The organism is Arthrobacter sp. HLT1-20 (assembly GCF_054510895.1).
In genome coordinates, this window is the sequence record NZ_JBTNDR010000002.1 from 222,022 (window position 1) to 234,698 (window position 12,677).

The 12,677-nt window shown below is 63.4% G+C and carries 12 protein-coding genes and 1 riboswitch; of the genes, 8 read left to right on the top strand and 4 right to left on the bottom strand.

The genetic code is table 11. The features are described 5' to 3' along the window. Positions 1–1,869, bottom strand: a complete 1,869-nt coding sequence (gene dnaK / locus ACX80Q_RS02295; RefSeq protein WP_459328892.1) for a molecular chaperone DnaK — start codon at positions 1,867–1,869, stop codon at positions 1–3. Between the two features lie 385 nt (positions 1,870–2,254). Between dnaK and ACX80Q_RS02300 the strand changes: the two genes are divergently transcribed. The 3 genes from ACX80Q_RS02300 (at position 2,255) to ACX80Q_RS02310 (ending at position 5,940) form a co-directional block, all read left to right on the top strand. Continuing rightward, positions 2,255–3,079, top strand: a complete 825-nt coding sequence (locus ACX80Q_RS02300) for a methyltransferase domain-containing protein (RefSeq protein WP_459328893.1) — start codon at positions 2,255–2,257, stop codon at positions 3,077–3,079. A 56-nt stretch (positions 3,080–3,135) separates the two neighbouring features. Then, entirely contained in the window at positions 3,136–3,756 is a 621-nt protein-coding gene (locus ACX80Q_RS02305) for a LysE family transporter (protein WP_459328894.1), read from the top strand. An 84-nt stretch (positions 3,757–3,840) separates the two neighbouring features. Beyond that, positions 3,841–5,940, top strand: a complete 2,100-nt coding sequence (locus ACX80Q_RS02310) for a chorismate-binding protein (RefSeq protein ID WP_459328895.1) — start codon at positions 3,841–3,843, stop codon at positions 5,938–5,940. Between the two features lie 83 nt (positions 5,941–6,023). Here ACX80Q_RS02310 and cls read toward each other — a convergent pair whose 3' ends face one another. Continuing rightward, complete coding sequence (gene cls / locus ACX80Q_RS02315; protein WP_459328896.1) at positions 6,024–7,502, bottom strand: cardiolipin synthase; 1,479 nt, start codon at positions 7,500–7,502, stop codon at positions 6,024–6,026. A gap of 155 nt (positions 7,503–7,657) precedes the next feature. Here cls and ACX80Q_RS02320 point away from each other — a divergent pair, with 155 nt between their 5' ends. Next, on the top strand, positions 7,658–8,269 hold the full coding sequence (locus ACX80Q_RS02320) for an HdeD family acid-resistance protein (RefSeq protein ID WP_459328897.1): 612 nt from the start codon (positions 7,658–7,660) through the stop codon (positions 8,267–8,269). 10 nt (positions 8,270–8,279) lie between these two features. Beyond that, complete coding sequence (locus ACX80Q_RS02325; protein ID WP_459328898.1) at positions 8,280–9,179, top strand: aminodeoxychorismate lyase; 900 nt, start codon at positions 8,280–8,282, stop codon at positions 9,177–9,179. Between the two features lie 28 nt (positions 9,180–9,207). Here the strand turns inward: ACX80Q_RS02325 and ACX80Q_RS02330 are convergent, their stop codons facing one another. Next, positions 9,208–9,855, bottom strand: a complete 648-nt coding sequence (locus ACX80Q_RS02330) for a Pr6Pr family membrane protein (protein WP_459328899.1) — start codon at positions 9,853–9,855, stop codon at positions 9,208–9,210. 113 nt (positions 9,856–9,968) lie between these two features. Continuing rightward, a riboswitch (SAM riboswitch) is annotated at positions 9,969–10,089 on the top strand. Positions 10,090–10,174: 85 nt separating this feature from the next. On the opposite strand from ACX80Q_RS02330, the gene ACX80Q_RS02335 reads away from it, so the two are divergent. The 3 genes from ACX80Q_RS02335 to ACX80Q_RS02345 all read left to right on the top strand — a co-directional run bounded on the left by ACX80Q_RS02335 (position 10,175) and on the right by ACX80Q_RS02345 (position 12,107). Then, positions 10,175–10,435, top strand: coding sequence for a DUF1737 domain-containing protein (locus ACX80Q_RS02335; protein ID WP_459328900.1), 261 nt, complete (start codon positions 10,175–10,177; stop codon positions 10,433–10,435). Further along, positions 10,432–10,824 carry a rhodanese-like domain-containing protein gene (locus tag ACX80Q_RS02340; protein ID WP_459328901.1) on the top strand — a complete coding sequence of 131 codons (393 nt, stop codon included), beginning with the start codon at positions 10,432–10,434 and terminating at the stop codon, positions 10,822–10,824. Before ACX80Q_RS02335 ends, ACX80Q_RS02340 begins: the two co-directional genes overlap by 4 nt. 71 nt (positions 10,825–10,895) lie before the next feature. Next, the gene (locus ACX80Q_RS02345) at positions 10,896–12,107 is read left to right on the top strand and encodes an O-succinylhomoserine sulfhydrylase (RefSeq protein WP_459328902.1); all 1,212 of its coding nucleotides are present in this window, start codon (positions 10,896–10,898) and stop codon (positions 12,105–12,107) included. Here ACX80Q_RS02345 and ACX80Q_RS02350 read toward each other — a convergent pair. Continuing rightward, complete coding sequence (locus ACX80Q_RS02350) at positions 12,100–12,555, bottom strand: hypothetical protein (RefSeq protein WP_459328903.1); 456 nt, start codon at positions 12,553–12,555, stop codon at positions 12,100–12,102. The two genes, ACX80Q_RS02345 and ACX80Q_RS02350, sit on opposite strands and share 8 nt — an antisense overlap. Positions 12,556–12,677 lie beyond the last annotated feature (122 nt).

Consider the following 12,677-nt stretch of genomic DNA (forward strand, 5'->3'; position numbering starts at 1 on the left):
TTACTTCTTCTCGTCTGCGTCTTCGTCGATGATCTCGGCGTCAACGATGTCCTCGTCAGCGGCACCGTTCGATGCAGCACCTTCGGAAGCTCCGGCGTCGGCCGGGGCACCCTCAGCGGCGGAGGCGGCGTAGATGGCCTCGCCCAGTGAGGACTGTGAGGCCTGCAGCTTCTCAAACGCAACCTTCACGGCGTCGTCGTCATCGCCGGCAAGAGCTGTCTTGAGTGCCGTGACATCTTCCTTGACCGGGTTCTTGACCTCGTCTGTGAGCTTGTCATCGTTGTCGGCCAGAACCTTGTCCACCGAGTAGTGCAGCTGCTCGGCGCTGTTGCGCAGATCTGCTGCCTCGCGGCGGGCCTTGTCCTCGGAAGCGTGCTCCTCGGCGTCGCGAACCATGCGCTCGATGTCTTCCTTGGAGAGCGAGGAACCACCGGTGATGGTCATGGACTGCTCAACACCTGTGCCCTTGTCCTTCGCGGAGACGTGCACAATGCCGTTGGCATCGATGTCGAAGGTGACCTCAACCTGCGGGACGCCGCGAGGAGCAGGCGCAATGCCTGTCAGCTCGAACGTGCCCAGCGGCTTGTTGTCGCGGGTGAACTGGCGCTCGCCCTGGAAGACCTGGATGGCCACTGACGGCTGGTTGTCATCAGCGGTGGTGAAGGTCTCGCTACGCTTGGTCGGGATGGCCGTGTTGCGCTCGATCAGGTGCGTCATGACACCGCCCTTGGTTTCAATACCCAGGGACAGCGGGGTGACGTCGATCAGCAGAACGTCCTTGCGCTCGCCCTTCAAAACGCCAGCCTGCAGTGCGGCACCAACGGCCACAACCTCATCCGGGTTCACACCCTTGTTGGGCTCCTGGCCGCCGGCGAGCTGCTTGACCAGTTCGGAGACGGCGGGCATGCGGGTGGAGCCACCAACAAGCACGATGTGGTCGATGTCGGAAACCTTGATGCCGGCTTCCTTGATGACGTCGTTGAACGGCTTCTTGGTGCGGTCCAGCAGGTCAGCAGTCAGTTCCTGGAACTTGGCGCGGGTCAGCTGCTCGTCCAAGTGCACCGGACCGTCGGGGGTGACGGAGAGGTACTGGAGTGAAACGCTGGTGCTTGAGGCCGAGGAGAGTTCCTTCTTGGCCTGCTCGGCAGCTTCCTTCAGACGCTGCAGGGCGATCTTGTCCTTGGACAGGTCGATGCCCTTGACCTTGAGCTGGTTCAGCAGGTAGTCAACAACGCGCTGGTCCCAGTCGTCGCCGCCGAGGCGGTTGTCACCGGCGGTGGAGCGAACCTGGATGGTGGAGAAGTTGTCTTCATCCTTGCCAACTTCGAGCAGGGAGACGTCAAACGTTCCGCCACCGAGGTCAAATACCAGGATGAGCTCGTCTTCCTTGCCCTTTTCCAGGCCGTAAGCCAAGGCAGCGGCCGTGGGCTCGTTGACGATGCGCAGCACCTTCAAACCGGCAATTTCGCCGGCTTCCTTCGTGGCCTGGCGCTCGGCGTCGTTGAAGTAGGCCGGGACGGTGATGACAGCGTCGGTGACCTTTTCGCCCAAGTAGGATTCGGCGTCGTTCTTGAGCTTCATCAGGATGCGGGCGGAAATTTCCTGCGCCGTGTACTTCTTGCCGTCGATGTCGACGCTCCAGTCGGTGCCCATGTGGCGCTTGACGGAGGCGATGGTGCGATCAATGTTGTTGACGGCCTGGCGCTTGGCGATTTCGCCAACCAAAACTTCGCCGCTCTTGGAGAAGGCAACAACTGAGGGGGTGGTGCGGCCGCCTTCGGCGTTGGCGATAACCGTGGGCTCGCCGCCTTCCAGGACGGATACAACAGAGTTGGTGGTTCCGAGGTCAATACCTACAGCACGTGACATAAGTGGTTCCTTTCATGAGCCGCTGCCTAAACAATTCCGCAACCGGGGTGGCTGCGGGTTCGCTCAATCAGCGGTATTGAGCGTTCTGCACTCAACTCTACTCAGGCTCGTTTAGATGTCAAGCGAAGTTGAGCGTACATGACTCAACTTTCACTTTAGGCGAACGGGACGACGCCGGACGGCCGGCTTTTGTGCCCCGCGTCACCTGATGCGGGGCCAGGTTGCGGGACGGGCCGCCCAGCTGACTCATCGACTACGCAGATCACGCCCTCATCCGCGGTTTTGAGGGCGTGATCTGCGTAGTCGCGGGACGATTGAGGCACTGGGACGCCCGCAATCTGGATTTCTCTGGCCGCGGGCGCGCTGCGGGCGTACGCTCCCTTCTATGAGTAAGGATTCCGAGAGCAATCAAGGCGATGTTTACACGCATGGACACCATGAGAGCGTGCTGCGGGCGCACGCCTCACGGACGGCCGAAAACTCGGCCGCCTACCTGATCCCGCACCTGAACCACGGGCTTCGTGTGCTGGATGTGGGCTCGGGGCCTGGCACCATCACGGCCGACTTTGCCCGCCTGGTGGCCCCGGGTGAGGTACTTGGCCTCGACCGGGCCCCGGAGGTGGTGGCCGCGGCCACGGCGCTGGCCAGCGAACGGCACCTGAGCAACCTCAGCTTTGACACGGGGGACGTATACAACCTCGATTTCCCGGACAACACCTTTGACGTGGCCCACGCCCACCAGGTTTTGCAACACCTGACGGACCCGGTGGAGGCCTTGCGGGAGATGCGCCGGGTGACCAAGCCTGGCGGCGTGGTGGCCGTCCGGGATGCGGACTTCCATGGCATGTCCTGGTACCCGGAACTGCCCGAACTCGACGAGTGGATGGCCCTATATCAGCAGGTGGCCCGGCACAACCAAGCCCAACCGGACGCTGGCCGGCGGCTGCTGCACTGGGCCAGGGCGGCCGGCTTCACGGACGTGACGCCGTCGAGCGCCAACTGGCTCTACGCAACACCGGAGCAGCGCGCCTGGCTGGCAGGCGTATGGGCTGACCGGGTGGTGGGCTCAGCCTTCGCCGAACAAACTGTGGCCTATGGCTTCGCAACGCCGGCGACCTTATCGCGGATCGCGGCCGGCTGGCGGGCCTGGGGCGCCACGGAGGATGGCTGGTTTGTGATGCCCAACGGGGAGATCATCGCCCGGGCCTGAGACGGTTCAACTGCCAATCCGCAAAACGAGGCGCGCCCGCACCGTAAGCTTGGCAGGTGGAATTTTCTTTGTGGCTGGCCCTTGCCGGCGCCGGCGCCATGATCAGCCTGACTCCCGGCGCGGGCGCCATCAACACCATGTCCAACGCGCTGAGCAGCGGCTTCCGGCGCTCCTTCTGGGGCATCCTGGGCCAGCAGCTGGCGCTCGTGATCCATGTGGTCATCGTGGCGGCGGGCGTGGGCATCCTGGTCTCCAGTTCGCCGTTCCTGTTCATGATGATCCGCTATGTGGGGGCCGCTTATCTGGTGTACCTGGGCATCCGGAAGCTACTGGCCAGGGCTGAAAAAGATTCCGACGCCGATTCTCCCGCCGCTGTGGAGTCCGGGTTCTCCATGTTCCGGCGCGGGTTGTGGGTCAACCTGCTCAATCCCAAGGCCATTGTTTTCTTCCTGGCGTTCATGCCGCAGTTCATCCGGCCCAACGAGCCGTTGCTGCCGCAGTCCGTGATTCTGACGGCAACAGTGGTACTCATCGACATCGTTGTCATGTGGTTCGTCTTCGCTGCGGGCGCCAAACAGCTCAAGCACCTGACCACCAGCGAGCGCGGGCAGCTGATCCTCAACCGGGTCTTTGGCATCCTGTTCATCGGCGTGGGCATCCTGCTGGCACTGGCGTAGCCCTGGGGTTGGGCCCGCGCGTCGATAGACTTATCCAATGACCACTTCCTCCCGGATCAGCACCCACATTGCCGGGGTAACCACGTGAACAGTTCGCAACGTCCGGTGATCATCGCCGTCGACGGCCGCTCCGGGGCTGGGAAAACCACTGTCGCCGTGGAATTGGCAGCCTTGTTGCGCCGTCACCGCACAGTGTCACTATTCCATCTAGAAGACATTTACCCCGGGTGGGACGGACTCGCCGGCGGGGTTGAGCGCTACATCGACCAAGTGCTGGCACCCTTGAGCCAGGGCTCCCCCGCCACCTGGACGGCGTGGGATTGGGAGGCCAAGAACGACGGCGCCTCCCGCACCACCGAGCCTGCCCAGGTGGTGCTCGTGGAAGGGGTGGGGTCAGCACTGGGCCGGGCCGGGCAGTTCCTGGACGCCGCGATCTGGGTGGAGGCCCCCAGCCATGTCCGAAAGCAGCGCGCCCTGGCCCGTGACGGCGAGACGTACGCACCTTTTTGGGACAGTTGGGCCGCACAGGAGGAGGCCCTGCTCGGCGATTCCGGCAGCGCAGCAGCCGCCGACGTGGTGGTTGACGGCACCCACGGCGTGGCCCGTGCCCCGGAGTTTGTCCTTGACGCGCTCACCCAGCTGCCCGCCTTGGAACATGTCCTGAGCCCGGAACTGGCACGCCGCCGCGGCTTGGATTTTTCGGCCGTGCGCATCGATGCGCTGCCCAGTGGAACAGAATTGTTCCAGGCCCTGTACGGGAGCTCCACTAACGCCGTCTGGCTGGACAGTTCCATCGCGGAAAGCGGCACCCCACCCGATGGTGTATCCGCAGCGCAGCCCAACAGGGCCCGTTTTTCCATCATGGCCGATGACTCCGGCTGCTTTGGCCAACTGGCCAGCTACCACCAAAACCTGACAACAGTGCGCTGCGGCCAGGTGACCACCCGCATTCGCGGGCCCTTCTTCCACTGGCTGGACTCCGTCTGGGGCCGCAAGGCAGTCCGCGCACCGCACCACTACCCGGGAGATTTCACCCTGGGGTGGCTGGGCTATTTGGGTTACGAGCTCAAGGCCGAAACAGGTGGAGCGGACACCGTACCACCGGCTGGCGACCCCGCAGTCCTGCCCACCGCCGCGCTGCTCTTTGCGGGCCGCGCAGTGGTGTTGGACCATGAGGACAAGTGCCTCTACGTTTTGACCCTGACTGGCGCCCACCACCTGGCCTCCTCCGAGGAAGCTGCCAACTACGTGGCCTTGGTCCGCCACGCCGTGCTGACCACCGCGCCCGCCCCGCCGCAGGCCGCCGCTGCGCCCAGTGCAGCCACCGCGCCGCGCTTTGTGGCCCGGGACGGCGAGCGCCGCTACAAGGACATGATCGCCGCGGCCCAGGCACAAATCCATGACGGAAACTCCTACGAGGTTTGCCTGACCACGCAATTGATGGCGCACACTCCCGCGAAGGTGGATGCCTTTGCGGCCTACACTGCCCTGCGGCGACGCAGCCCGGCCCCGTTTGCGGCATTCATGCGCCTGGATTCGATCAGTGTCGCCAGCACCTCCCCGGAACGGTTCCTGCGGATTGACGCCGCCGGGCTGATGCGCGCCGAGCCCATCAAGGGCACGCGGCGTCGCGACCCGGACGCCGCCGTGGATGCTGCGCTCAAGGCGGATTTGGCCACCTCTGTCAAGGACAGGGCGGAGAACGTGATGATTGTTGACCTGCTGCGCAACGATCTCTCCCGCTTTGCCCTGCCGCACACCTTGAGCGTGCCGCGCCTGTGCGCCATTGAAAGCTACACCACAGTGCATCAGATGGTCAGCACCATTGAGGCGCAGCTGATCCCGGGCAGTTCGCGCGCCGCTGCCGTGGCCGCGGCCTTCCCGGCCGGGTCCATGACGGGCGCACCTAAAATCAGCACCATGGCCATTCTGGACACCCTCGAGGCCGGGCCGCGCGGCATCTACTCCGGCGCGCTGGGCTACTTCTCCCTCAACGCCGCCATGGACCTCTCCGTGGTGATCCGCACACTGGTCCTGATTGACGCGCACGACGGCGGCACCCACCTTTCGCTGGGTGTCGGCGGCGCCATCACGGCAGACTCCGTGGACGAGGCCGAATGGCAGGAAATCCAGGCCAAGGCCTTCGGCGTCCTCTCCACCCTGGGATCCGACTTCCCGCTTTAACGGCTCATGTGCGGGTTGGCGGCTTGGCTGCGGTTCCTGAACCGCTGACAAGCCGCCAAGCCGCACAATGGCGAGCAAACGTGTTATTGCAGCGTGGCGGTCAGGCGCGCCACGTTGTCCACGTAGCGCGCCAGGACGGGCCTGTTGACCCATTCCGCCAATTTCAGCTCCCGTGAGATGGCCCGGTAGTGGTCTTCCACTGCGCGCATTTGCTGGACCACCTCGCGGTCAATCATCATGACGGTAACTTCAAGGTTGAGGGAGAAACTGCGCATGTCCATATTGGAGGAGCCAATGACGGCAACGTCGGAGTCCACGGTGAAGTGCTTGGCGTGCAGCACCAGCGGCTTGGGGTACAGGTAGATCCGCACACCAGCCTTCAACAGTGACTCATAGTAGGAGCGTTGGGCGTGGTGGACAAGGAACTGGTCGCCCTGTTCGGAGACGAACAGTTCCACCACCACCCCGCGCTGGGCGGCCGTGGTGATGGCGTAGAGCAGTGAATCGTCGGGCACAAAGTAGGGGCTGGAGATGGTGATGCGTTCCTCCGCCGAGTACAGCAAAGTGTTGAAGAGGCGCAGGTTGTTCTCCGTGACGAAGCCCGGACCGCTGGGCACCACCTGACACAGCGAGCCGCCGGCAAAGGAGTCCCAATGGTGAGTGGCCAGCTGCGACTCAAGGTTTTCCTCGGTCTCCGAGGACCAGTCGGTGGCGAACATGACGTTCAGGGTGCCCACGATGGGCCCCTCCAGACGGGACATGAGCTCCACCCACTGGCGCCCAATCTTGTGATTTTTCTTCTTACGGTAGGAGGGCTCAATGACGTTTTGGGAGCCCGTGAAACCTACCCGCCCGTCCACCACAAGAATCTTTCGGTGGTTGCGCAGATCCGGCCGGCGCCACTGGCCCTTGACGGGCAGGAGCGGCAGCATGCGCCGCCACTGAATCTGACTGGCCTTCAGCCGCGTGATCATGTCCCCGTAGCCGGTCACCCGCAGGGAGCCAATGTGGTCAAAGAGCACACGGACCCGCACACCACGCTCCGCCGCCGCCTCAAGTTCCTTAAAGAGCCTGTCGGTGCAGTCATCGGAGCTCATGATGTAAAACTCGGCGTTGACATACTCCGTGGCACGGCTGACCTCATCAGCCATGGCATCCAGGGACTCCTGATAGCCCTCAATGAGCTGCACGGAGTTGCCCCCCAACGCCGGGAAGTAGCCCAAGTTTCTGTTCAGCTCCATGGCGGATTTCACCCATGCAGGGCCCTCATACTCGGGCACCTGGGCAGCAATATCTGCCGTTCCTTCCACAATGCGCAGGTTGACGGCGTCCTGAGTCTCCCGCCGGCGTCGTGAGAGCTTGAAGTTGCCGAACATGAGGAACAGGATCAAGCCAATATAGGGCAGGAAGAAAATGCACAACAGCCACGCCATGGCCGTTGTGGGGCGCCGGTTACCGGGAATAACCCCAAGCACCACAATGCGAATGGCCAGGTCCACCAACAAGATCAGAAAGGAAATCCAGGCGTTGGGTGTTGGCAGGCTAAACGCCGTCCAGATCATGCAGACCTCCCCAGGTTTAGCCGGCTAGTGCCTAAGCCAAGTGACAATAGCCTAACGGTAGTTGACGGCGCGGGCGTTCCTGCCCCTGGGCGTAACCTGCTGGCGCTATGCTGGGCCTGATTTTCCATTCTCGTTTTGACGAAAGAAGTTCAGCCATGAGCAACACCAGCCAACCCGAAGTAAGCGTCGATATTTTCGCCCTCGACCCCCTCAAACTCACCCAACAAGCCGTCAAGGGCCTGCGCATGGCGTTTGCCATCAGCGGCGCCGTAGCCTTGATTTTGGGCATTGTTCTGCTGTTCTGGCCCACCAAGACCCTGGCGGTGGTGGCCATCTTCTTGGGCATTAACTTCCTCATCGCCGGTGGCGTGAAGGTGGCGCTGGGTATTTTCAGCCACGGCCTCTCCACCGGCCTGCGCGTCCTGGACGTGGTCCTGGGCCTGCTGGTCCTGGTGGCCGGCGTGATCATCCTGCGCAACTCCGCGGCAAGCGGCGAGGCACTTTTGCTGTTCACTGTCATCTTCATGGGCATCGGCTGGATCATTGAAGGCATCGTGGCCATTGCCGAAGCCGGCAAGGGAGCCACCCGCACCTGGGCCATCGTCTTCGGTGCGCTCAGCATTCTTGCGGGCATCGTGGTGCTGGTTGTTCCGGTGTGGACGGCGCAGTGGCTGCTGCTCATGAGCGCCATCATGCTCATCATCCTGGGCATTGTTGGCCTGGTCCGCGCGTTCACCTTCGGCAAGGCGATCTTGAAGGCCAGCTAAGCTCTACTGCATGACAGTTTTGGTATTTCTGGATCCCGTTCACCCCGCCGGCCGGCTGGCCGACGCCTCATCCCCCACCATTTTGGCAACGGATCAAGGCGTGACACGGGGGGACGGGATTTTTGAGTCCCTCCTGGCCATCAACGGCGTTCCGCGCAAAGTCCAGGCCCATCTTGACCGGCTCGCCGGTTCTGCACTGACCATGGATCTGGCAATTCCGGCCGCTGAGGCCTGGCTGGCTGCCATTACGACGGCGCTCACGGCTTACGCTGGCGGCTCGCCCGCCGAGGACCAGGCTGTGGTGAAGCTGATTGCCACCCGCGGCCCGGAGGGCAGCAACACCCCCACCGCCTGGGTGCAGGTCTCGGCCGTCTCACCGGCCCTAGCCAAGCAGCGCGACGCCGGACTGTCAGTGATCCTGTTGGAGCGCGGCTACGACAGCGACATTGCCGCCCGCGCCCCCTGGCTGCTCATGGGCGCCAAGACGCTTTCCTACGCCGTGAACATGGCCGCCCTACGCCACGCCCACAGCCTGGGTGCTGACGACGTGATCTTCACGAGCCGGGACGAGCTGGTGCTTGAGGGGCCCACCTCGTCAGTGTTGCTGGCACACATTTCCGATGACTCCGGAGTCCCCGTGAAGCGGCTCATCACCCCGCACCTGGACACGGGCATTCTGCCCGGCACCACCCAGGGCGCGCTCTTCGCCGCAGCCAAGGAGGCTGGCTGGGAATTGGGCTATGGCCCCGTCACACCGGCGGACCTCCTCGATGCCGACGCCGTCTGGCTCATCTCCAGCCTGCGCCTGCTGGCCCCCGTGAACACCATTGACGGTACGGAGATCGGTACGGCAGAAAACCGCGCACAACTCAGCGCCGAACTCAGCGCCCTGTTGGCCACAACACTCTAGGCAGCCAGGGAGGCGGCCAGCTGCGCAGCTAGGCGGCTAAGCGGTCTGCCTCCCACTGGACGGGCACCAACGGGCGGAATTTGTTGGCCAACAGGATCAACACGATAGTTGCTGCAATGAATCCCACGGCAATGAACAGGCAGGTGACGGCTACGGCGCCATAGCCTCCGTTGGCCGGATTCAGGAACGGGTAGGCATACCAGCCGGTGACGGCGCCGCGGATCAGCGAGTAGGCCAAGTAGGCCAGGGGGAACATCACAGCAATCCACAGGCTACGCAGCGGGATCGGCTTGCGCGGGGACTGGATGAGCCAGTCTGCCACCACGGCCACCGGCATCACATAGTGCAGCCAGGTGTTGATCCAGGGCAGCAGCGAGCCAAGGTCCACATCCCTGAGCAGGGTGTTGAACACCACGCCCACCAGGGCCATACATACCACTGACACGCAGCGCAAAACCTGCCACAGCGGCCCAAGCTCTCTCCCGCGCCAGGTCAAAACAGCCTCCACCAGCAGCATCACGGCGGCAAAAATGTTGCCCAGATTGGTGAAGTAGCTGAAGAAGTTCAGTAAGGGGGAGCCGTTGCCCAGGTGGATGCCCAGCTGGGTTCCCACGGCAATCAGGGTTACGGCACCGAAAGCAAAGCGGATGGCGGCAAAGGCGCGGGTCATTGTCATGCGTACATCCTGCCACTTGGCGGGGCCGCCGTGCTGTAACGCTCCCGTCATGTTCAGCCACACTGAAACATTCTTGAGCCTGCTGCGCGGGCGATGTGTTACTTTTTCAAGTAAGTAATGAGTGCCAGCGTCAAGCCCTGACTCGCTGGCCGGCAACCCTCTTTCCGGCGGGGTGCCTCAGGTGACTACTTGGCAAACCCAGCTACCCAAGCCTTAGGTTTGCAAGCGTGAACACTTCATTGCGTGCTTTACAGCCAACCCTGTGAGGCACAGCCTCCCGCTTGCAGATTTCTTGGCTTTCTTGCACTGAGGAGAACACATGTCCGCGGACGAAACACCCCTTCCCTACCGGCTCATCACCGGCCCCGATGACAAGTCCTTTTGTGAGCGCATTTCAGCAGCTCTGACCGAAGGTTACGTGCTGCACGGCGGACCGGCCGTCACCTTCGACGGCACCGCAGTCATCTGCGCCCAGGCCGTGATCCTCCCGCAGGCCATCGCCATCAGTGATGCAGCAGTTGCCACGGCCGTGGATGAGCTGGACGCCGAGCTGGAGTTCGACGGCGAGGGCATCGCATGAGCTACGCGGGAGACCTGGCCCCGGCCACAGCATGGGAGCATCTGGCAGCGGGAGCTGTGCTCCTTGACGTCCGCACCCAAGGGGAATGGGCGCACATTGGCGTCCCGGACACCTCGACGCTGAATTTTGAGCCCGTCTTCATCCAGTGGAACCTAGACAGCGGACACAACAACCCGGATTTCCTGGCGCAGCTGTTGGCGGCTGTGCCCACGGAAAAACCGCTGGTGGTGCTGTGCCGCTCCGGCGCACGTTCCATTGCTGCGGCCAACGCCGCCACGGCAGCCGGGTACACGGCCTACAACGTCCTGGAGGGCTTTGAGGGTGAGCCGGACGCCAATGGCGACCGGGTCATCAACGGCTGGAAGAACCGCAGCCTGCCCTGGCGCTAACAACGCAACGGCCAGGCCGCCGTCGAACGTCAGTCAGTCACCACCGCAAGACCAGCGAAAAAGGTAAGTCATTGAGCAACTTTAACGAGCACGCCGCCACCTGGGCGCAGGACACCCAGGCCGTGCGCGGCGGGCTTGACCGCAGCAACTTCTCCGAAACCTCCGAGGCCCTGTTCCTGAACTCGGGCTTCGTGTACGAATCGGCAGAGGCCGCCGAGCAAGCCTTCACCGGCGAGGTGGACCGGTTTGTGTACTCCCGCTACGGCAACCCGTCCGTGGCAACATTCCAGGAACGCCTGCGCCTGCTCGAGGGCAAGGAAGCCTGCTTTGCCACTGCCTCGGGCATGTCCGCCGTCTTCACGGCACTGGGCGCCTTGCTGGCGGCCGGGGACAGGGTGGTTGCCTCACGGTCACTCTTTGGCTCGTGCTTTGTCATCCTGAACGAGTTGTTGCCGCGGTGGGGTGTGGAAACCGTGTTCGTGGACGGCCCGGATCTGGACCAGTGGCGCGAGGCCCTCAGCGTGCCCACCACTGCCGTGTTCTTTGAGTCCCCGTCAAACCCCATGCAGGAAATCATCGATCTGCAGGCCGTGTGCGATCTTGCCCATGCCGCGGGCGCACAAGTGGTGGCCGACAACGTGTTCGCCACGCCCCTGCTGCAGCGGTGTGGCGATTTTGGCGCGGACATCATTGTGTACTCCGGCACCAAACACATTGACGGCCAGGGTCGTGTGCTGGGCGGTGCCATCCTGGGCAGCAAGGAATTCATCGACGGCCCCGTCAAAAATTTGATGCGACACACGGGTCCCGCGTTGTCGGCGTTCAACGCCTGGGTGCTGACCAAGGGCTTGGAAACCATGAATCTGCGCGTCACGCATTCGTGCAACAACGCCCTGGTCCTGGGCGAGTTCCTCGAGCGGCAGCCCCAGGTGAGCCGCGTGCTGTACCCGCACCTGCCATCCCATCCGCAGTACGAGTTGGCCAGGAAGCAGATGAAGGCCGGTGGCACGGTGCTGACCTTTGAATTGGCGCAGCCGGCTGCCGGAACCACCAAGGATGCGGCGTTTGCGCTGCTCAATGCCCTGGCCATCATTGATATTTCCAATAATTTGGGCGACGCCAAGTCCCTGATCACCCACCCGGCCACAACAACGCACCGGGCCATGGGCGCGGAGGCGCGTGCGGCCATTGGCCTGGGCGACGGCTTCCTGCGTTTGTCGGTGGGCCTGGAGGATGTGGACGATCTGAAGCGGGATCTGGCGCAGGCGTTGGCCGCTATTTAGCGAGCCGGCGCGCCCACGCGGCGAATCCAGCCACGTCGGGTCCTGAAATGACGGCGACCGGCGGTTCGCTGACGGGGACAACCATGAGTGCCAGCGCGTCGGCGGGAAACACCGCCATCCACGTGCCGGCCTCGGATGCTTTGCCGGCAGTTGCCGCTGCCTGAACCCCCACCGCGTCGCACAGGAAGACCTCCGCAGTGGACCCCATTGGATCCACGACGCTGATCCGTTGGTCCAGCAGCTCGAGAATTTCGCTGTGCATCACGTTCACTGTGAGCCTGCCCGTGGTCAGCTGCACGCAGTGGACCAGCTTGGCGCCCTTGCGCCCGTGCGGGAGGTCCACCTCGGTGGCCGTCAGCCCGGCACCCTGCCACGGCACGCTGCCCGCCCGTGGGATGGCGGCGGGCGGAAGGGGTGCTGCGGCGGCGCGCTTAGTCCAAGGAAACATTCGCCCGATCTTACCGGAATCGCCGTCCTGCGGTTAAAGGCCGCGCCCGTCCCCGCTTTTCGCGCCCGTCTGACTGAACGGGAGCGAAAAGCGGGGACGGGCGCGGCGGCGAAATTTTGGGG